Genomic DNA, 20,342 nt, shown 5'->3' with positions numbered 1-20,342 from the left:
CGTTTTGGAACCCGCAGCCCCGCCCGGCCCGAGGCCCGGGATTCCTCCCGGTCGCCCGGGACAGAGGGCTCATGTGCCCCGGGACACCCCCTGGATTCGATGGGCAAATGCTGAAAAATCCGGATTCGTTCCGTCGGGTGGTCGCCGGAACCGCCCTCCTCGCCTGGCCCGTCCTCGAATTCCTCGCCTTCCTGACCTCACCCCCCTCCGCGACCCACGACCCCGCCGTCTTCCGGGAACATCCCGACCTCGTCCAGGTCAGCGGCCTGCTGTTCCTCTGGGCGACGCTGGCCCTCGTCCCGGTCGTCCTCGGCCTGGCCCACCTGCTCCGCCGCCGGGCTCCGATGGCCGGGAACATCGGCGCCGCGCTGGGACTGCTCGGCGCCGGGCACGCGCTCACGCTCTTCACCACCGACTTCTACGACCTGGCCCTGGCCCAGACCCTGCCGGACGCGCAGGCCGAGGCGGTCACGGCCCGGGCAGGCGAGCTGTGGGGCTTCCTGTACGGCATGCTGCTGCCCGGCTTCCTGACGCACATCGGGCTGTTCGTCCTGCTCGTCGGCCTGCTCACCGTCAGGATCGTCCCCTGGTGGGTGCCGGTCACCGCACTTGTCGGAACCCTCACGCCGTTCCTGACCCAGGATCGGGCACCCGCCGTACAGGCGCTCGGCGCGCTGTTCCACCTGCTCGCCTACGGCTGGGTCGCGCTGCGGGTGCTGCGGGCCTCGGACAGCGCGTGGCGGGCGGGCCTCACAGCCCCGCCCGCCTCGCCCGTGTGATCGCCTCGGCCCGGTCGTTCACCTGGAGCTTGGTGAAGACGGCGGAGACGTGGTTGCGAACCGTCTTGTGGCTCAGCCCGAGCCTGGCCGCGATCTGCGGGTTCGTCAGGCGTTCGGTCATCAGGCCGAGCACCTCCCGTTCCCGCCGGGTCAGCTCGGGCAGCGCGGGTCCCTGGCCGGTGGACGCGCGCTCCCGCTCGGTGAAGTAGCCGACCAGTCTGGCCGCGATGGCGGGGCCGAAGATGGCCTCGCCGTCGGCCGCCGCCTGCACCGCCCTGACCAGTTCCGCCCTGCGCGCGCCCTTGAGCACGTAACCGCGGGCCCCGGCCCGTACGGCGGCGAACACCGAGTCGTCGTCGTCCGACATGCTGAGCACGACCACCCGGATGTGCGGGTGGTCGCGGACGAGCCGCCCGGTCGCCGCGACCCCGCCCATGCCGGGCATCGTCAGGTCCATCAGCACCACGTCCGGCTGCAGCCGCCCGACCACCGCCAGCGCCTGCTCCCCGCTGGACACCTCGTCGGCGACCTCGATGCCCTCCGCGGTGGACAGCAGTGTGCGCAGCCCGGCGCGGAACCCGGCGTGGTCGTCAACGAGCAGGACCCGGATCATCGTGATCCCCTCCCTCACGTGCGGGAAGCGTGACCCTGACCAGGGTCCCGCCCCCTGGACGGTCCTCGGCCGCGAACGTGCCGCCGAGTTCGAGCGCCCGCTCACGCATCGACGCCAGCCCCACCCCGTCCGTTCCGGAGGGCCCCGAAGGTCCGGAGGGTACGGCCCGCAGCCCGTCGCCGTCGTCGGACACCTCAAGCATGAGCGTGCCCTCGGACACCTCGACCCGCAGCCACGCCTGGGACGCCCCGGCGTGCCTGCGCACGTTGGCCAGCGCCTCGGCCGCGACGCGGTAGGCGGCCACCTCGGTCGCCGCGGGCAGCGGCCCGAGCCCGTCCGGGGCCCGTACGGTCACCCGCAGGCCGGGCGGCTGCCGTACGGCGTGGGCGCGCAGGGCGCCGAGCAGGCCGAGGGTGTCGAGCGCGGGCGGGCGCAGCCCGTCGACCAGGGTCCGCACGTCGGCGACCGCGGCCTCGGCGTCGGCGACGATCTCGGTGAGCAGCCGCCGGGCGGGCCCGTCCTCGACCAGGTCGCACGCGGCCTCGGCCCGCATGGTCAGCGCGGCCAGCGTGGGGCCGAGCCCGTCGTGCAGGTCGCGCCTGAGCCTGCGGCGCTCCTCCTCCCTGGCCATCACGAGCCTCTCCCGCGAGCGCCGCAGGTCGGCGGTCAGCCGGGCGGCGTGCGCCGCGATCGCGACCTGCCTGGCCAGGTCGGTCAGCACCCGCAGGTCACGGGGGCCGAAGCCGCTCTCCCCTGGCCTGGGCGACAGGACGAGGTCGCCCGCCCGCTCGCCGTTGTGGGTCAGCGGCAGCCGTACCAGGGTGCCGGAGGGGGTGCCGAAGGCGTGCCGGGTGCCCGCCGAGGTCTCCACCGCCGCGTAGGGCAGCCGCAGCGCCTCGGCCACCGAGCGCGCCACCCCGGGCAGCACGCCGTCCGGCTCCCCGCTGTTCTCCAGGCGTCTGCCCAGACGGGTGAGGGCCGCGTAGGGGTCGTCCCGCTCGCCGTACATCAGCAGGTTCACCCAGCCCTGCAGCCGCCCGCGCAGCGGCGCGAAGGCGAAGGCGACGAGCCCGGCGGCCAGCACGGAGACGGACAGGTCCCCGCCGGGGAAGACCGCGCCCAGATAGGCCGCGACGGCCACGTATCCGGCGCTCACGCAGCCGGACAGCAGCGTGTACACCAGGGTTCTGTTGACCACCAGGTCGATGTCGAAGAGCCGGTGACGCAGGATCGCGACGCAGACGGCGGCCGGGAGCAGCGCCGTGGTTGCCGAGCCGAGCTCCCAGAGGGTGTCGGTCGCGGGCCAGATGCGCCCGGGGACCGCGTCGGTCAGCCCGGCGGCCAGGCGGGCGGCGACGACCAGCATCTCGACGCCGACCGCGTAGGCCAGCCACATGATCTGGCGGCGTTCCACCCCGGAGCTGCGCAGCGCCCTGCGGACCAGGTCGGCGCCGCCGACGACGAAGACCACCGCCATGAGGGCCGTCATCGCGGTCTCCGCCACCGGCGCGGGACCGGCCAGCGCCTCGACCCCGAGCGGGTTGACCACCCCGGTGCCGGAGCCGGTGCCGACCTGGTTGTTCTCACCAGGTCTGAGCGCGCTGAGCAGCATGACCGGTACGGCGGCGGCGAGCGTCAGACGGACCAGGCGCCGCAGGCCGGGGGAGGAGAGCGTCCCGCCCGGGAAGATCATCGGGATCAGGGTGATCGACAGGTTCGCCGGGACCCACAGCCAGGTCTGCGGCCAGGCGGCGGCCCGGGCGAGCGGCAGCGGGGGACCGGTGACCAGACCGAGGATGGCGTACTGGCCGCAGGCCTCCATCAGGGCGAAGCACAGGCCGCCGAGCGCCAGCGCCCGGCCGACCGGGTGCTCGGGGCGCCGCGAGCCGATCAGGCCGCCGGCGAGCGCGCAGGCGGCCACGAAGACCAGGTGACCGAGCCCGAGCGGGCCGACCCCGTTACGCGTGGCCAGTACGGCGGCGGCCACGACCAGCAGCGACGTCAGGGCGCAGCAGGCCCACGCGAGGCGCACGGTCATCGTGTCTCCCGAAAGCCTTCCGAGCCGGTCGCCACACCGTACCGGTGTTCTGTCCTGGTTCAGGAGGGCCGGTGTCCCAGGACACCCGGGTCAGAACCCCTGGGGTATCCGGAAGAGACGACCGGGGTCGTAGGAGGCCTTGACCCGGGCGAGCCTGGTGGCGTTCGCGCCGTAGTAGGCCGAGCGCCAGCCGGCCAGCCCGGGATCGACGTAGTTGACGTAGGCGTGGTCGCCGAAGTGGGGGCGCATGGCGTTTCTGGCGTTCGCGGTCCAGGAGGCCGCGCCCGCGCGGTGGGCATAGTACTGGACGCTGTAGAGCGCCGCCCGGTGCGGGAAGGCCGTCGCGTCGGGCCGTACCCGCCCCACGGCTCCGCCGAGGGCGTCCAGCAGCACCGTGTGGCTGCCGGGCCTGGCGACCTGGGCCACCAGGGTCCTGATCCCGGCCTCGGACAGCGGGGCGTAGGCCATGTGCGACCTGCCGCTGAAGGAGTCGCGCGGCAGCCTTCCGTCGCGGGTCTGTCCGGGAAGCGAGCCCTGCCGGTGGCACTGGGAGACCGTGAGCGTCGAGCAGCCCCCCATGATCATCATGGCGTGGCTGTAGGACGTCTGCTTGACGAAGGAGGAGGAGACCGGGCCGATCGCGCTCGTCAGCCGGTCGAGCAGCCGCTCGCACTCCGCTCTGCCGCCCAGGTGGAGGCCGCCGATCTGCACGTCCATCCCGCCGTCGCTGCTCAGGTGCATCGTGGACCACAGCTCGTCGGGTACGGCCCGCGACCACGACTGCCAGGCCTTGAGCGCCTTGGCGGCCCTGGCCCACGGCCAGTGCAGGAAGAACACCGTGACCTCGCGGGTCGGGTGGGTCCTGAAGCCGAAGGAGACCGCGACCCCGAGGTTGCCGCCGCCCCCGCCCCGGCAGGCCCAGTAGAGGTCGGGCTCGTGATGGGCGTCGCACGTCAGCAGCCGCCCGTCGGCCGTGACGACCTGGACGGACTCCATGACGTCGCACGTCAGGCCGTACTTCCTGGACACCACGCCGATCCCGCCGCCGAGCGTCAGACCGCTGACGCCGACCGTGGGGCAGCTGCCCGCCGGGATGCTCACCCCGTGCGCGGCGAGCCTGTCGTAGACGTCGACCAGCTTGGCGCCCGCCCCGACGACGGCCCGTCCGCCCGAGTAGGAGACCTTGCTCATCCGGGAGACGTCGAGGACCAGCCCGGGGCCGCTCGACCAGCCCGCGTAGGAGTGCCCGCCCGACCGTACGGCCAGCGGCACCCCCATCCTCCTGGCGAAGGTCACGCACTCGGCCACGTCGGAGGGGTTGGCGCAGTAGGCCACGCCCGCGGGCCGTACCGCGTCGAAGGCGGTGTTGAACAGGCGGCGGGCGGCGTCGTAGGAGGCGTCGCCGGGCCGTACGAGGGTGCCGTCGAGACCCCGGCCGAGGGCGGTCCACTCCGCCGGGGTCGGACGTGGCGAGGAGGAGGGGGAAGCGGCTCCGATGGTGAGCGCGGCCATACCACCGAGCCTAAGGAACGTCCGCCTGTCCGGAGCGGGCTGCATGGTTGTTCTCCCCGTTGGGTGCTGGTCGTCTGTCCGGTGAGACGGCCGCGCCTACGGTCTGGTTGGTTACATTCACATCACGTCGCGGTTAATGGGGCCTTTGTCGGTGTGTGTGGTGATCGCGGTGGGGAGCCGCGGGGGATGTCGGCGTGGCGAGGGTGCCGTGGATCGCGGAAGCATAATCTTGGGGCGGAGGGCCGAGACGGGGACGCGGCGCGGCCGGCCGTGGGAGACTGGGGAACCAATCGGGTGCGGTCGGTCCGGGTTTGCGCCGCCGGTGAGGCGACGGGGATCCCGGGCTTCCGAGGGCTTCCCGACCCTCGACCGATCCCGGATGGAGCGCTCCACTTCCCCTGATGTTGGCCGTCCGTCACATTGACGTTTCACGGCTTTTCGGGTGGTATCAGAGCGGCGGCATGCTCAGGTCAACGGAGACCGGGGCGGGTGGCCGCTGGAGGTGTTGTGCCACGGGCCGTGCCCGCTGGACGGGGAGTCGGAGGGGTGGGCGATGGGCGGTCAAGTCCTGTCGCGCACGTCCGGGAACCGGCGCGTCATGAGCCCGCCTCACGGCGGGCCGTCCACGCGGTGGCCGGGTGACAGATCCACGTAGGACCGGGCAGAGACGACCTAAAGCGACGTCTCTCTCGGTAGGCGGCATATGCCGCATTACTTCCCTCCTACTCGGGAACTACGACATTGATCGAAGATCCCTCTTCTAATACGAAAAATCCCTCACAAAGGAGTGAGAGCGACATGCCGCTCGACGAGGCGAAGGATGAGCTGCTGAGGAGTGCCGCCGAGATCTGCGGGCACACACCCGGCGGCGACCACGGGAGTGACGAGGAGGCACTCGACTTCCTCAGGCTCTACTACCGGCATGTCGCGCCAGAGGACCTGCTGGACCGCAACCCGGTCGACGTGTACGGCCCCGCGACGGCCCAGCGTCAGCTCGCCGACAAGCGTCCCCAGGGCCGGGCGCTGGTGCGCGCCTACACCCCCAGCCTGGAGGAGCACGGCTGGGACCCCGGCCGCTCGGTCATCGAGGTGGTGACCGACGACATGCCCTTCCTGGTCGACTCCGTGACCATGGAGCTCGACCGGCACGGCGTCACCACCCACCTGGTCGTCCACCCGCAGATGCGGGTGCGCAGGGACGTGACCGGCAAGCTGCTCGGCGGGGACCGCGACCAGGCCGCCGGGCAGGAGATCACCGAGTCCTGGATGCACTTCGAGATCGACCGGCAGAACGACCCGGCCGTGCTCAAGCAGCTGGAGACCGACCTGCAGCGGGTCCTTGAGGACGTCCGCTACGCCGTCGAGGACTTCGCCAAGATGCGGGCGCTGGCCCTGCAGACGGCCGAGGACGTCTCGGTCAACCCGCCCCCGCTCGACCTCGCGGGCGTCGAGGACAGCCTGGAGCTGATGCGCTGGCTGGCCGACGGCCACTTCACCTTCCTCGGCTACCGCGAGTACCGCCTTGAGGAGGGCGAGCAGGGCGACGCGCTGCGCCAGGTCCCGGGGACGGGCCTGGGCATCCTGCGCCACGACAAGGCGGGCTCGGAGAGCTTCGCCGCGCTCTCGCCCGAGCTGCGCGCCAAGGCCCGTGAGAAGCAGCAGATGCTGATCATCACCAAGGCCAACGCCAGGGCGACCGTGCACCGCCCCGCCTACCTCGACTACGTGGGCGTCAAGCTGTTCGACGACGCGGGAGAGGTCGTCGGCGAGCGCCGCTTCCTCGGCCTGTTCACCCACGTGGCCTACAGCGAGTCGATCTCCCGCATCCCGGTGCTGCGCCGCAAGCTGGCCGAGGTCCTCGACCTGGCCGGGCTCGCCGCCGACAGCCACGACGGCAAGGACCTCATCGAGATCCTGGAGACCTTCCCCAGGGACGAGCTGTTCCAGACCTCGGTCGAGCAGCTGCTGCCGATCGCGCTCGGCGTGCTCAGGCTGCGCGAGCGCAAGCAGGTCAAGGTCTTCCTGCGCCCCGACGACTACGGCCGCTACATCTCCTTCCTGATCTACCTCCCGCGTGACCGCTACACCACCCAGATCCGCATCAAGATGCAGGACCTCCTGCTCAAGGCGGTCGGCGGCACCTCCTGCGACTACAGCGCGATGATCGGCGAGTCCGCCCTCGCCCGGCTGCACGTGGTCGTGCGCGGCGAGCGCGGCAGGCCGCTGAACGCGCAGGAGCTGGACGTCGAGGAGCTTGAGGGCAGGCTGGCCGCGGCCACCCGCTCCTGGGACGACGACCTGGCCACCGCGATCACCGAGCTGAGCTCGGAGGAGGAGGCGCCCCGCCTCGTCCGGCGCTACGCCACGGCCTTCCCCGAGGGCTACAAGGCCGACTTCCCGCCCAGGCTGGCCGTCGCCGACCTGCGCCGCCTTGAGGCGCTCGCCGACTCGCCGCCCGACGAGATCGGGATGAACCTCTACGAGCCCTACGACGCCCCCGAGGGGGAGCGCCGCTTCAAGCTCTACCGGATCGGCGCGTCCATCTCCCTGTCGCACGTGCTGCCGCTGCTGCAGCGCCTGGGCGTCGAGGTCGTCGACGAGCGTCCCTACGAGATCGACCGCGACCGGGACCCGGCGACCAAGGACGCCTGGATCTACGACTTCGGGCTGCGCTACGACCTGTCGCCCGAGGTGGACAGGGACGAGTTCAAGCGGCTCTTCCAGGACGCCTTCGACGCCCTGTGGCGGGGCAGGGTCGAGAGCGACGGCTTCAACGCCCTGGTCCTGGCGGCCGGGCTGACCTGGGAGCAGGCCGAGATCCTGCGGGTCTACGCCAAGTACCTGCGCCAGGCGGGCACCACCTTCAGCCAGGACTACATCGAGCGGGTCCTGCTGGACAACGTACGGCTCGCCCGCCTGCTGGTGCGCCTGTTCGAGGCCAGGCACGACCCCAGGCGCGAGGAGGAGGTCCGCTCCGACCTGTCCGAGGCGCTGCACGAGGAGATCCTCGGCGCCCTCGACGACGTGGCCTCCCTGGACGAGGACCGCATCCTGCGGGCCTACCTGGAGATGATCGACGCCACGCTGCGGACGAACTACTTCCAGACCGTGGACGGGGCGCGCAAGCCGTACGTCAGCCTGAAGCTCGACTCGCCGTCGATCGGCGTGCTGCCGCTGCCGAGGCCGAAGTTCGAGATCTTCGTCTACTCGCCGCGGGTCGAGGGCGTGCACCTGCGCTTCGGCAAGGTCGCGCGAGGCGGCCTGCGCTGGTCGGACCGCAGGGAGGACTTCCGCACCGAGGTCCTCGGCCTGGTGAAGGCGCAGATGGTGAAGAACACCGTCATCGTCCCCACCGGCTCAAAGGGTGGCTTCGTGGTGAAGAACCCGCCGAAGTCCGGCACCCGTGAGGACCTGCTGGCCGAGGGCGTCGCCTGCTACCGGATGTTCATCTCCGGCCTGCTCGACGTCACCGACAACCTCGTCGACGGCGTGGTCGTCCCGCCCGCCGACGTGGTCAGGCACGACGGGGACGACACCTACCTCGTGGTCGCCGCGGACAAGGGCACCGCCACCTTCTCCGACATCGCCAACGCGGTGGCCAAGGAGTACGGCTTCTGGCTCGGGGACGCCTTCGCCTCCGGCGGCTCGATCGGCTACGACCACAAGGCCATGGGCATCACCGCCCGCGGCGCCTGGGAGTCCGTCAAGTACCACTTCCGCACCACCGGCGTCGACATCCAGACCACCGACTTCACCGTGGTCGGAATCGGCGACATGTCCGGCGACGTCTTCGGCAACGGCATGCTGCTGTCCCAGCACATCAGGCTGGTCGCGGCCTTCGACCACCGGCACATCTTCATCGACCCCGACCCCGACGCCGCCAGGAGCTACGCCGAGCGGGCCAGGCTCTTCGCGCTGCCGCGCAGCTCCTGGGCCGACTACGACCCCGCCCTCATCGGGCAGGGCGGCGGCGTCTGGCCGCGCACGGCCAAGTCGATCCCGGTCTCCCCGCAGGCGCGCGCCGCGCTCGGCATCGCCGACGGGGTGACCTCGCTGGCACCGAACGACCTGATCAGCGCCATCCTGCGGGCCCCGGTCGACCTGCTGTGGAACGGCGGCATCGGCACCTACGCCAAGGCGTCGAGCGAGTCCAACGCCGACGTGGGCGACAAGGCCAACGACGGCCTGCGGGTCAACGGCTCCGAGCTGCGCTGCAAGGTGGTCGGCGAGGGCGGCAACCTGGGCTTCACCCAGCTCGCCAGGATCGAGTTCGCCCGCGAGGGCGGCCTCGTCAACACCGACTTCATCGACAACTCCGCCGGGGTCGACACCTCCGACCACGAGGTGAACATCAAGATCCTGCTGGACCGCGCGGTCCGGGACGGCGAGCTGACCGACAGGCAGCGCAACGAGCTCTTCCTCGACATGACCGGCGAGGTCGGCGAACTGGTCCTGCGGGACAACCACGACCAGAACGTGGTGCTGGCCGCCGCCCGCGCCCAGGCGTCGGACATGCTGCACATCCACGCCCGCCAGCTGCGCAGGCTCGAACGGGCCGGGCTGGTCAACCGGGAGCTGGAGTTCCTGCCCTCGGACAAGGCCCTCGCCGAACGGCGCCAGGCCGGGCTCGGGCTGACCGCGCCGGAGTTCTCGGTGCTGCTGGCCTACACCAAGCTGGTCACCGACGCCGAGATCCTCGCCTCCGACCTGCCGGACGATCCCTACCTGGCCTCCTGGCTGGTGTCCTACTTCCCCTCGGCGCTGCGCGAGCGCATGCGGGAGCACATGGACACCCACCCGCTGCGCCGGGAGATCATCACGACCGGCGTGGTGAACGACCTGGTCAACTCGGGCGGCACCACCTTCATGTTCCGCCTGGGTGAGGAGAGCGGCGCCTCGGCGCCGGACATCGCCCGCGCCTACCTGGTCACCCGCGAGGTCTTCGACCTGCCGAGCTTCTGGCGTCAGGTCGAGGAGCTGGACAACAAGGTGGACACCTCCACCCAGATCGCCATGCTCCTGGAGTCCCGCAAGCTCGCCGAGCGCGGCACCCGCTGGCTGCTCGGCAACCGGCGCACGCCGCTCGACCTGGCCTCGACGGTGACCTTCTTCGCCAAGGGGATGAACGGCCTGCTGCCCCACCTGCCCAAGCTGCTCACCGGCTCCGACCTGGCGGGCTTCGAGGAGCGGCGCGACTCCTTCGTCGCCAGGGGGGTGCCGAACGAGCTGGCCGAGCGGGTCGCCTCGATGGTCCCGGCCTACTCCACCTTCGACCTGGTCGAGGTGGCCGTGCAGGCGAACCGTCCGGTCAACGAGGTCGCCGAGGTCTACTTCGACCTGGCCGACCGGCTCCAGCTGGCCAGGCTGCGCGAACGGGTGATCGGGCTGCCGCGCGACAGCCGCTGGAACTCCATGGCGCGGGCCGCCCTCCGCGACGACCTCTACGCCGCCCACGCCTCGCTCACCCGGGACGTCCTGGCCCACAACACGCCCGGACTGACCCCGGAGGAGCGCCTGGCCCGCTGGACGGAGGCCAACTCGGCCGCCGTCTCCAGGGCCCGGCAGACCCTGTCGGAGATCTGGGAGAGCGACAACTTCGACCTGGCGACGCTGTCGGTCGCGCTGCGCGCCATCCGCACGCTGGTCGCCTCGACGAGCCTGCCGCTCGGCGAGTCCTGACGGCACCGCCGCCGCGTACGGCCACGCCGGCCGTACGACGCGGCGGGGCGGGCGTCAGTTGGCGGAGACCTTGGTGACCCCGCCCAGGTAGCCGATCACCCGGGCGAGGCCCTTGCCCGTCTTGGCGGGCACCGTGCTCACGTACTGGTGCGTCTCGACCGTGCGCAGTTCCTTGCGCGCGCCCGTCGCCGAGGCCAGCCGTTCGGCGTTCGGCGGAACCCTGATGTCGGCGCACGGCTCGATCTTGGCCGTCACGGTCGTGGTCCTGATCAGCGAGTACATGATCATGGAACCCCCGTCCGCGGTGCGCAGGGCGTGGACCGGGTAGTTGCTCGCGCCGAAGATCGAGTCGTAGCCGAGACAGTCGCTCTTGTACTTCGGCCGCTTGCCCTCGATCTCCTCGGCGTAGTCCGTGGTGTGCGGGCCCTTCTCGATCAGGCCCGCGGCGAAGCCCGCGCTGCCCTCCTCGGCCGAGGTCGCGTGCAGCGGCGCCATGAGACGGGGACTGATCGCCGTGGTCGGGTCGTCGTCGTCGAGCTCGGTCGCGTAGCCCCCGGCGTCCTTGGCGATCTCCGGGATCCTTTCCCCGGGGTCGAGCAGCGAGGTCGAGCTGAGATACCACTCGTGCCCGCCGTACTTGGTCAGGACCAGGACGGCGGGGCGCCGCTCGCCCGCGCTGTCCTCGCGCTCGACGACCGCGGCGAACCAGAAGGGGGCCCGCTGGACCCTGGGCACCAGCAGCTCCGGCCTGCCCCAGGTGTAGTGCGGCAGCGGGCCCGGCGTGCTGTTGAAGGCGGCCATGGTGAGCGCCTCCTGGGAGTCGCGGGTCTGCTCCAGGAGGTTCCTGCGGTCGGCCTCCAGGTGTGGTGTCGCGCTTTCGAGCACCGCCTGCGCGCCGAGCACGCTCGACAGCGCCCTGCCCGCCTCGGCCAGCGTGACGGGAGGCTCCCGCAACGCGGCCGGGACCGGGCTTGAGGCGGGACCCGAGGTCTGGGCCCCCTGAGCTCCCTGTGCGCCCTGCTCGCGTGAGCCGCCGCCCTGGTCCGCACAGGCCGCGGTCGCGGTCATCAGGGCCAGGGTGAACACGAGCAGCCCCCGTCCACCACGTCCCCGCACGTCCGCCTCCTCACGGTCTCCGGCGCCCCATGCTAGCCAGCGCGCGGGCCCGGCCGTACACAACGGGGTGCGTCGGTCGCGTACCCTTTACAGACGTGGCACTCATCGATCCGGTAGAAGAGATCAACGAGCTCATCGGCACGCTGAAGAACATCCAGGACGTGCTCGACCTCGGCGCGATACGCAAGCAGATCGAGGAGCTCGAAGAGCAGGCCGCGGCGCCCGACCTGTGGAACGACCAGGAGCGGGCCCAGAAGGTCACCAGCAAGCTCTCCTACCTGCAGGGTGAGGTCAACAGGATCGAGGGGCTCGAACGGCGCCTCGACGACCTGTCCGTCCTGTACGAGCTGGCCGCGGCCGAGGAGGACGAGGACACCCGCGAGGAGGCCGACCGCGAGCTGGCCGCCCTCAGGAGCGAGGTCGGCGCCCTTGAGGTACGCACCCTGCTGTCGGGCGAGTACGACGCCCGTGAGGCGGTCGTCACGATCAACTCCCAGGCCGGTGGCGTCGACGCGGCCGACTGGGCGCAGATGCTCCTGCGGATGTACCTGCGCTGGGCCGAGCGCAAGGGCTACCCGACGGAGGTCTACGAGACCTCCTACGCCGAGGAGGCGGGCATCAAGTCGGCCACCTTCACGGTCAAGGCGCCCTACGCGTACGGCACGCTGCGCGGCGAGCACGGCACCCACCGCCTGGTGCGGATCAGCCCGTTCGACAACCAGGGCCGCCGCCAGACCTCCTTCGCCGGGGTCGACGTGGTGCCGGTGGTCGAGACGACCGACCACATCGACATCAACGAGGACGACCTGCGGGTCGACGTGTACCGCTCCTCGGGCCCCGGTGGCCAGGGCGTCAACACCACCGACTCGGCGGTCCGCCTGACCCACCTGCCGACCGGCATCGTGGTCTCCTGCCAGAACGAGCGTTCGCAGCTGCAGAACAAGGCGACCGCGATGGCGGTCCTGCAGTCCAAGCTGCTGGAGCGCAAGCGGCAGGAGGAGGCCGCGGCGCTCAACGAGATCAGGGGCGAGTCGACCACCTCGTGGGGCACGCAGATCCGCAACTACGTGCTGCACCCGTACCAGATCGTCAAGGACCTGCGGACGGGCACGGAGGCGGGCAACCCGAGCTCGGTCCTCGACGGAGACCTCGACGAGTTCATCGAGGCGGAGATCCGCTGGACCCGCCGTCAGGAGTCCGGCGTCGAGGGGTAAGGCTTTTCGTGACGGCCCGCCCGGTGGCGGGCCGTCACAGGCCCGCCAGGTGCCGCAGGGCCACGGTGAGGAAGAACAGCACGATCAACAGCAGCGCGACCGTGGCGGGCGTCAGCCCGCCGAAGCCGTGGTGCATCCGGTCGCGGTAGGCGCGGCACTGGGCGCAGCGGCCCTCCGCCACAGGGTGGGCGCATCGGGCGCAGACGAGGTCTTCACAGCTCATGAGAGCCTCCGTCTCCTAGGTCAGAACTACTTTATGTGGTCGTTACCGGGCGCCGAATCGTTTTGTTTCCGTTATGGACGTTCCATGCCAGTCTTCCCCCTAGACTGGGCTCCGGCCAACCGGAACGTCGATCGTTAGCAAAGAGCGGCGCCCCCCGGCCGGCGAGAGGCGGAAGTGAACCTCTGCCACCACCGCGACTGTCCTAACCCCTAGACTGGCATGCCGTGATGCGCCCGTGATCCATTTTGATAATGTCACCAAGGTCTACGCGAACCAGAAGCGGCCCGCGTTGGACCACGTCAGCGTCGATGTCGACAAGGGCGAGTTCGTGTTCCTCGTCGGCCCCTCGGGGTCCGGGAAGTCGACCTTCCTCCGCCTGGTCCTGAAGGAGGAGCGTCCCGACTCCGGGGCGATCCACGTGGCCGGCAAGGACCTCGCCCGACTGTCCAACTTCAAGATCCCCCACCTGCGCCGCCGTATCGGCTGCGTCTTCCAGGACTTCCGGCTGCTGCCGAACAAGAACGTCTACGAGAACGTGGCGTTCGCCCTGGAGGTCATCGGCAAGCCACGCCGGTTCATCCGCAAGGTCGTGCCCGAGGTCGTCGAACTGGTCGGCCTTGAGGGCAAGGCCCACCGGATGCCCGACGAGCTGTCCGGTGGCGAGCAGCAGCGGGTCGCCATGGCCCGTGCCTTCGTCAACCGCCCTATGATCCTGCTGGCCGACGAGCCGACGGGAAACATCGACCCGGCGACCAGCATCGGCATCATGAAGGTGCTCGACCGGATCAACAGGACCGGTACCACCGTCGTCATGGCCACGCACGACGCCGCCATCGTCGACTCCATGCGCAAGCGCGTAGTGGAACTGGAGGACGGCAAGATCGTCCGTGACCAGTCGCGTGGCGTGTACGGCCAGGCGTACTGACCCAGGACCTCAAGGAAGCGAAGCGACAGGAAGAGCATGCGGGCAAACTTCATCTTCTCCGAGGTCTGGATCGGCCTCCGCCGCAACCTCACGATGACGATCGCGGTCATCGTGACCGTGGCGATCGGCATGGCGTTGCTGGGCGTCGGCTTGATGATCAACTCTCAGATCTCCACCATGCGTGACTTCTGGGTGGACAAGGTCGAGATCTCTGTCTTCCTGTGCAAGAAGAACGACGCCTTCCCGCAGTGCAAGGGCAGCGGTGGCGTCAACGCCCAGGAGCAGGCCGCCCTCAAGGCGCAGATCGAGTCCATGCCCCAGGTCGAACGGGTGGAGTTCGAGAACGCGGCCCAGGCCTACGCGAACTTCCGCGAGCAGTACAAGGACAACAACGTCCTGCTCTCGGTGCTGCAGGTGTCTGACATGCCCGAGTCGTTCAGGGTGAAGCTCAAGAACCCCGCCGACTACCCGGCCGTCATCGAGCAGGTCAAGGGCGCGGGCGGCGTCTCCTACGTGGTCAACCAGCAGGAGATCCTGGACAAGTTCTTCGGGCTGCTGGAGAGGCTGCGCTGGGCCGCCCTGGTCGTGGCCATCGTCCTGGTCTTCGCGGCCACCCTGCTGATCGGCAACACGGTGCGTCTGTCGGCGTACAACCGCAGACGTGAGACCGGCATCATGCGGCTCGTCGGCGCCTCGAACCTCTACATCCAGCTTCCCTTCGTCATGGAGGGGGTCATCGCGGGCCTGATCGGAGGTGTGGTCGCCGCGGTGATGCTGATCGTCAGCAAGGTGTTCCTCTTCGACGGCGTGCAGATCTACCTGGCCAACACCAGCCCGCTCACGTGGGAGACCGTCGCCTCGACGATCAGCCTCACGATGGTCATCGGCGTGCTCATCTGTGTGCTCGCCTCGTTCGTCACGCTCCGCCGCTACCTGCGGGTGTGAGCGCCCGGGAGCGCGCCCGCCGGGCGCGCTCCCGCCTCGGGACGCGGCCGGCCGTCCCGGTCCCCGGTAGGCTCGGGGGCATGCCACGTGAGACCGGGCGGAAGGTCATCGCCCAGAACAAGCGTGCCTGGCACGACTACCACATCGAGGAAACCTACGAGGCTGGTCTCGTGCTCCAGGGCACCGAGGTCAAGTCACTCCGCCTGGGCAGGGCCTCTCTGCTCGACGGATACGCCCTCCTCAAGGACGGCGAGGCTTGGCTGATCAACGTCCACATCCCCGAATACACCATGGGGACGTGGACCAACCACGCGGCGCGTCGCACCCGTAAGCTTCTGCTCCACCGCAAGGAGATCGACAAGCTGGTCGCGAAGACCAAGGAGAGCGGCCTGACGCTGATCCCGCTCGCGATCTACTTCAAGGACGGCAAGGCCAAGATCGAGATCGGCCTCGCCAAGGGTAAGAAGGACTGGGACAAGCGGCAGACCCTCGCGGAGAAGCAGGCCAAGCGTGAGATGGCTCGCGCTCTCAGGCACAGGAACAGGTAATTGTGACGGGGAAGGCTCGGCGGACCGTCGCCGCGGCACTGACGCTGGCGGTGACGGTCCCCATGCTGTCGGCCTGCTTCGAGGAGCCTTCGGCCCACGAGGCGGTGCGTGACTTCCTGGTCGGCTGGCAGACGGGCGACTACGTCGCGGCGGCCAGGCGTACCGACGGGGACGAGCGGACGGTCAGCAAGGCCCTGGAGAACGCCAAGGTCCAGCTTGACGCCGCGTCCTTCCGTTTCAAGGTCAAGGGCATGCGCCGTACGGGGGACGAGACGGAGGCCGACTTCGACGCGGAGGTCGACCTGGGGGAGAACAACCCCCTGTGGCAGTACACAGGAAAGCTCCCCCTGCACCTGGTGGACGGCCGCTGGAAGGTGCGCTGGTCGCCCAGCGTGCTCCATCCCGACCTGCACGAGGGGCAGCGCTTCGCGGTCGACGTCATCCCCGAGGGGCGTAAGCCGATCCTCGACCGCAACGGCGACCCGCTCCAGCAGGAGGCCACGCTGTACGTGGCGAACGTCGTTCCGGCGTCGCTGAAGGATCCGGTGGCGGTCTGCGAGCAGCTTTCGAAGATCACCGGCTTCCCCCAGGACCGGCTGCTGAGCCGGATCAGGTCGGCCAGGCCCAATGTCCAGGTGCCGCTGGTGACCTTCGGACGCGCCAAGTACGCCCAGCTCAGCGACAAGCTGGCGGCCGTTCCCGGCATCGTCGTCTCGCCGCAGAAGCAGCCGGTCGCCCCCGACTCGCCCGCCCAGATCGTCGGCACCGTCACCGCGGTGACCCCGGAGACCGAGCAGCAGCTCGGCGGTCCGCAGCGGGCGGGCGACACCGTCGGCAGGACCGGGCTGCAGAAGGCCTACCAGGAGCACCTGACCGGTTCGACGGAGACACGGGTCATCACGGTCGACCTGAAGACGAACCAGCAGGTGGCCGAGCTGCGCAAGTGGCGGCCCAGCCGCTCGACCTCGCCGGTGCGCACCACGCTCGACGGCCCGGCCCAGAAGGCGGCCGACGCCGCGCTCTTCGGCGGCACCCCCGGCATGCTGGTGGCGGTCCAGGCCTCGACCGGTGAGATCCGCGCGGTCGGCAGCACCAAGGAGTACAACCAGGAGAAGGACGCCCTGGCGGGCAGGTTCCCCGCGGGCACCACGTTCTCGATCATGACGGTCGAGGGGCTGCTCAAGGCGGGGATCAGCACCAAGCAGCGGCTCGCCTGCCCCGTGGAACGCAGTGTCGGCGGCGCCCGTTTCCACCAGGCGGACCCGCCGGGCGGGACGGCGCCGAGCATCCAGGGTGACTTCGCCAGCGGGTGCGTGACCGCGCTGACCGCGCTGGCCCGCAGGATCGACGGCGCCGAGCTGACGGCCAGCGCCGCCAGGTTCGGCATCGAGTCGCCGTGGACACTGCCGCTGAAGTCCTTCAGCGGCTCGGTCGGCCCCCTGCGTACGGACGCGGCCACCGCCAGGGCCATCGCCGGGCAGAACGTGCTGGTCAGCCCGCTGTCCATGGCCCTGGTCGCCGGGGCGGTCGCCTCGGGCACCTGGCGTCCGCCGGTCCTGGTCACCGACCCGCACAGCCCGGACCCCGCGGCGGAGGCGGAACCGCCGAAACCGCCGAGTCCGATCAAGATCGACGACAAGGCCATCGCCACGCTCCGCACCCTCATGCGGTCGGGAGTGGTCGCGGGCTCCGCCAGGTCCGCCGCGGCGCCGGGCGACCCGGTGCACGGTGTCACGGCCGCCGCCACGCAGAGCCGTAAGCCGCTGGCCTGGTTCGTCGGCTGGCAGGGCGACATCGCGGTGGCCGTGCTGATGGAGAGCGCCGACTCGACCGCGGGGGCGACCGTCGCGGGCCGTTTCTTCCAGAAGTTGCACACCGAGTCGTGACGGTCTGAGATTTTCTCCTCGCCCTGAGCAACCATCGGGTGCCCGGCCTGCGTCTTCCCAGATGACCGGGCACCGCTTGGGGGGTTGCGGACCCGGTCGCCTCGATGGGACCGGGGCCTCGTCTCGGGGGAGGCCTCGGTCCCGTCATGACCGGCCGGCCCCGCCGGTCGCCGGGGAACGAGCCGTTCACCGGGAATCGAGTTGGCGTTACCGGTGTTGTACCGGGTATCTTCGGATCCTCGGTCCCAGGACCGGGTTGACAATTCAACAGGGGGGTGACTGGTTTCGACTTTGGCTTTGCAAGCCAGGAGAAGCGGGTCGAGGACTGCGGACATAACCTCGTTAACACTGTGACCGCAACCAACAAGTGCCAATAAGACGCACTCCGAAGTCAGCCAGGCTCGCCTGGCGCTCGCCGCCTAAGCAGCGAGTGACTTCTGCCGGCCCGGGAGCGCCTCCGGCCCGGATCCGGCATCGCTAGGAGGCTCAACCGATCGACCCGGCCACGGGGAAGATCGGGAAACCAAACAGTGGCTGAGCCCGTCGGCGTCTTGCCTGTGTGATCGCCGGGGCTGAGAAAAGCAAAGCAGGCTGCACCCGGAGAAGCCCTGTCTTGGAGTTGAAGGACGCGGGTTCGATTCCCGCCACCTCCACCCCCGTTCCGTGCCCCGCGCACGGAGCAGATCGTCTGAGGGCGGTCGCACGGACCCGAGTCCGCGCGGCCGCCCTCGGCGTTTTTCCGAAGTCGCGACTCGAACGGGTTTTCCCCTCCTGGAAGAGGATCGAACTGGTTTACTGTTCGCCATGACGACCCTTCGTGAGAGAGCAGAGCTGTTCCACTCGTTGCACCGGGGCGGCACGCCGCTGGTGCTCGCCAACGTCTGGGACGTCGCCGGCGCGCGTCTCGTGGAGGAGGCCGGGGCCGGGGCGGTCGCGACGACCAGCGCCGGGGTCGCCTGGAGTCTCGGCGCCCCCGACGGTGACCGGCTCGACCGTGACCGTGCGATCGACCTGATCGCCAGGATCGCCGCCGCCGTCGACCTGCCCGTCACCGCCGACATCGAGAGCGGCTTCGCGGACACCCCGGAGGGGGTCGCCGAGACGGTCGGGCGGGTGATCGCGGCCGGTGCCGTCGGAGTCAACATCGAGGACGCCCTGCACGGCGGGGACACGCCGCTGCGTCCCGTCGAGGAGCAGTGCGAGCGGCTGGCCGCCGCCAGGCGGGCGGCCGAGGAGGCGGGGATCCCCCTCTACGTCAACGCGCGGACCGACGTCTACCTGCGTCAGGTCGGCGAGACGCCGCAGGAGCGGTTCGAGGCGGCGGTCGAGCGCGCCGAGGCCTATCTCGCGGCCGGGGCCAGCGGCGTCTTCGTGCCCGGGGTCGTCGATCCGGAGACCGTCGCCGCGCTCACAGGGGCCGTGGCGGCTCCGTTGAACATCCTGGTGGGGCCCGGGGCCCCCACGGTCGCCGAGCTGGCCGAGCTCGGTGTCGCCCGGGTCAGCCTGGGCTCCTCGATCGTGGGAGCCGCCTACGCCGTGATCTGGGAGGCCACCCGGGAGGTCCTCGCCTCGGGCACCTACACGCCTCTTGAGGGCGCCCTGGATTACGGCAGGCTCAACGCGATCCTGGGCGGCTGAGAGGGCCGGTCAGTCGCTCGGCAGCTGGCCCAGCGTCACGGTGACCGTCGCCCTCGACGCGTCGGCGCGCAGGAGCTGGACCTGGGCGCGGTCGCCGGGGTTGAGGCCCGCCATGGCCTCGGCCAGGGCCTGGGTGTCCAGGGTGGGGGCGCCGTTGATCGACAGGATCACGTCGCCACGCCTGATGCCCGCCTTCGCGCCGCTGCCGCCGGGGGCGACTCGTACGACGCCGACACCCGCGGGCCTGCCGTCGGAGCCGATCACCGTCTGCACGGTGATCCCGAGGGCCGCCCGGTGGGTGTTGGTGACCTTGCCGTGCCTGATGATCTGGTTGGCGATGTCGGTCGCGGTGTTCGAGGGGATCGCGAACCCGATGCCGGGGGCCTGACCGCCGCCGAGCTCCGGGTTGACGGCCGTCAGGGTCGGGATGCCGATGACCTCGTTGGAGAGGTTCACCAGGGCGCCGCCGCTGTTGCCGGGGTTGATCGCGGCGGAGGTCTGGACGGCCCCGGTGATCGTCGCCCCGGGGCCGCCCTCCTCCTGCGGTTCGCTGACCGTACGGCCGAGCGCCGAGATGATGCCGTTGGTGACGCTGCCGGACAGGCCCAGGGGGTTGCCCATGGCGAGGACGAGCTGCCCGACCCGGAGCTTGCTCGAATCGCCGAACCTGGCGGGCTTCAGCCCCGTGGGGTCGTCAACCTTGATCACGGCCAGGTCGCCGAGCCCGTACGCCTTGACGAGCCGTGCGGCGCGGGGTTTGCCGCCGCTGGCCAGTGTCACCTCGAAGGTTGTGGAACGTCCGATGACGTGGGCGTTGGTGATGATGTGTCCCTGTGTGTCGTAGATGACACCGGAGCCGAGGCCGCTCTTCGTGGTGATCTGCACGATGGACGGCAGCACCGTGGCGATGACCTGCTCGTACTTGGTCTCCAGGGCCTCGGGTCCGACAGGGGAGCCGCCCGGCGGTGGGCCGATGGGGGCGCCGGGGGAGGCGCCGTCCGCCGAGGCCCGCGGTGGCGTGGCGACCGTCGTGCCCGGTTGTGAGGGCTCGGGGCCCGCCGCCGGTGGTCTCGCGCTCTGACCGCATCCCGCGAGCGTCATGACGACGGCGACGGACAGCGCGGCCCGTGAACTCCATCCCTGCATGCGGGAGTATCTTCCCAGCTCAGCGCGGAAGATGCTCTTGACGGGGAGCGACGGACCGGCCCCTTCCCCGGTGTCTCGTG

14 protein-coding genes and 1 other RNA gene are annotated in these 20,342 nt (G+C 70.5%); 9 read left to right on the top strand and 6 right to left on the bottom strand.

What is annotated here, in order from left to right; genetic code table 11:
- The first annotated feature begins 137 nt into the window (after positions 1 to 137).
- Positions 138 to 779, top strand: coding sequence for a hypothetical protein (locus ACFOYY_RS27370; RefSeq protein WP_386193295.1), 642 nt, complete (start codon positions 138 to 140; stop codon positions 777 to 779).
- On the opposite strand, the gene ACFOYY_RS27365 is transcribed toward ACFOYY_RS27370, so the two are convergent.
- The 3 genes from ACFOYY_RS27365 to ACFOYY_RS27355 form a co-directional block, all read right to left on the bottom strand.
- Complete coding sequence (locus ACFOYY_RS27365) at positions 751 to 1,392, bottom strand: response regulator (RefSeq protein ID WP_386193293.1); 642 nt, start codon at positions 1,390 to 1,392, stop codon at positions 751 to 753. The genes ACFOYY_RS27370 and ACFOYY_RS27365 overlap by 29 nt on opposite strands.
- Positions 1,370 to 3,430 (bottom strand): sensor histidine kinase, encoded by a 2,061-nt coding sequence (locus tag ACFOYY_RS27360; protein ID WP_386193290.1) that lies wholly within the window; start codon positions 3,428 to 3,430, stop codon positions 1,370 to 1,372. Before ACFOYY_RS27360 ends, ACFOYY_RS27365 begins: the two co-directional genes overlap by 23 nt.
- A 90-nt stretch (positions 3,431 to 3,520) precedes the next feature.
- Positions 3,521 to 4,942, bottom strand: a complete 1,422-nt coding sequence (locus tag ACFOYY_RS27355; protein WP_386193288.1) for an FAD-binding oxidoreductase — start codon at positions 4,940 to 4,942, stop codon at positions 3,521 to 3,523.
- Between the two features lie 798 nt (positions 4,943 to 5,740).
- Here ACFOYY_RS27355 and ACFOYY_RS27350 point away from each other — a divergent pair.
- The gene (locus ACFOYY_RS27350) at positions 5,741 to 10,621 is read left to right on the top strand and encodes an NAD-glutamate dehydrogenase (RefSeq protein ID WP_386193286.1); all 4,881 of its coding nucleotides are present in this window, start codon (positions 5,741 to 5,743) and stop codon (positions 10,619 to 10,621) included.
- 54 nt (positions 10,622 to 10,675) lie between these two features.
- Here ACFOYY_RS27350 and ACFOYY_RS27345 read toward each other — a convergent pair whose 3' ends face one another.
- On the bottom strand, positions 10,676 to 11,737 hold the full coding sequence (locus ACFOYY_RS27345; protein ID WP_386193283.1) for a hypothetical protein: 1,062 nt from the start codon (positions 11,735 to 11,737) through the stop codon (positions 10,676 to 10,678).
- Positions 11,738 to 11,832: 95 nt separating this feature from the next.
- Between ACFOYY_RS27345 and prfB the strand changes: the two genes are divergently transcribed.
- On the top strand, positions 11,833 to 12,951 hold the full coding sequence (gene prfB, locus ACFOYY_RS27340) for a peptide chain release factor 2 (RefSeq protein ID WP_352009815.1): 1,119 nt from the start codon (positions 11,833 to 11,835) through the stop codon (positions 12,949 to 12,951).
- Positions 12,952 to 12,985: 34 nt separating this feature from the next.
- On the opposite strand, the gene ACFOYY_RS27335 is transcribed toward prfB, so the two are convergent.
- Positions 12,986 to 13,174, bottom strand: coding sequence for a hypothetical protein (locus tag ACFOYY_RS27335; RefSeq protein ID WP_352009814.1), 189 nt, complete (start codon positions 13,172 to 13,174; stop codon positions 12,986 to 12,988).
- Between the two features lie 235 nt (positions 13,175 to 13,409).
- On the opposite strand from ACFOYY_RS27335, the gene ftsE reads away from it, so the two are divergent.
- The 6 genes from ftsE (at position 13,410) to ACFOYY_RS27305 (ending at position 19,116) form a co-directional block, all read left to right on the top strand.
- Positions 13,410 to 14,099, top strand: coding sequence for a cell division ATP-binding protein FtsE (gene ftsE, locus ACFOYY_RS27330; RefSeq protein ID WP_184713049.1), 690 nt, complete (start codon positions 13,410 to 13,412; stop codon positions 14,097 to 14,099).
- Positions 14,100 to 14,135: 36 nt separating this feature from the next.
- Entirely contained in the window at positions 14,136 to 15,044 is a 909-nt protein-coding gene (ftsX, locus tag ACFOYY_RS27325) for a permease-like cell division protein FtsX (RefSeq protein ID WP_352009813.1), read from the top strand.
- A gap of 80 nt (positions 15,045 to 15,124) precedes the next feature.
- Positions 15,125 to 15,592 (top strand): SsrA-binding protein SmpB, encoded by a 468-nt coding sequence (gene smpB, locus ACFOYY_RS27320; RefSeq protein WP_352009812.1) that lies wholly within the window; start codon positions 15,125 to 15,127, stop codon positions 15,590 to 15,592.
- Positions 15,593 to 15,594: 2 nt separating this feature from the next.
- Positions 15,595 to 17,478 (top strand): penicillin-binding transpeptidase domain-containing protein, encoded by a 1,884-nt coding sequence (locus ACFOYY_RS27315; RefSeq protein ID WP_362772338.1) that lies wholly within the window; start codon positions 15,595 to 15,597, stop codon positions 17,476 to 17,478.
- A gap of 271 nt (positions 17,479 to 17,749) precedes the next feature.
- Positions 17,750 to 18,134, top strand: a transfer-messenger RNA (tmRNA) gene (ssrA, locus tag ACFOYY_RS27310).
- 148 nt (positions 18,135 to 18,282) lie between these two features.
- Positions 18,283 to 19,116, top strand: a complete 834-nt coding sequence (locus tag ACFOYY_RS27305; protein ID WP_386193277.1) for an isocitrate lyase/PEP mutase family protein — start codon at positions 18,283 to 18,285, stop codon at positions 19,114 to 19,116.
- 9 nt (positions 19,117 to 19,125) lie between these two features.
- Here ACFOYY_RS27305 and ACFOYY_RS27300 read toward each other — a convergent pair whose 3' ends face one another.
- On the bottom strand, positions 19,126 to 20,262 hold the full coding sequence (locus tag ACFOYY_RS27300; protein ID WP_352009809.1) for a S1C family serine protease: 1,137 nt from the start codon (positions 20,260 to 20,262) through the stop codon (positions 19,126 to 19,128).
- Between the last annotated feature and the right edge of the window lie 80 nt (positions 20,263 to 20,342).

The sequence above is a fragment of the Streptosporangium jomthongense genome, assembly GCF_042650425.1.
GTDB lineage: Bacteria > Actinomycetota > Actinomycetes > Streptosporangiales > Streptosporangiaceae > Streptosporangium.
The sequence above is the reverse complement of the archived record's forward strand: the minus strand, read 5'-3'. Positions and strand labels throughout refer to the sequence as shown.